Source organism: Pantoea stewartii subsp. stewartii, from assembly GCF_008801695.1.
Lineage (GTDB): Bacteria > Pseudomonadota > Gammaproteobacteria > Enterobacterales > Enterobacteriaceae > Pantoea > Pantoea stewartii.
Window position 1 is genome coordinate 1 of the sequence record NZ_VZPF01000342.1, and the last position, 225, is coordinate 225.

The 225-nt window shown below is 61.8% G+C and carries 1 protein-coding gene; it reads left to right on the top strand.

The features are described 5' to 3' along the window. Window positions 1–225: IS66 family transposase (locus F7Q90_RS26475; RefSeq protein WP_151161261.1), on the top strand; the 225-nt coding region annotated here is incomplete at both ends.

Consider the following 225-nt stretch of genomic DNA (forward strand, 5'->3'; position numbering starts at 1 on the left):
ACCGTAACGCGGGGTCGCAGCTGCCACCGGCGGTGTGGTTCGCGTACTCGCCGGACAGGAAAGGTGTTCATCCACAACAGCACCTTGCGGGATACAGTGGTATCCTGCAGGCGGATGCGTACGGTGGCTATAATGCGTTGTACGAAGATGGCCGCATAACCGAAGCAGCCTGCATGGCGCACGCCCGGCGAAAAATCCACGACGTGCATGCCCGGACACCGACCG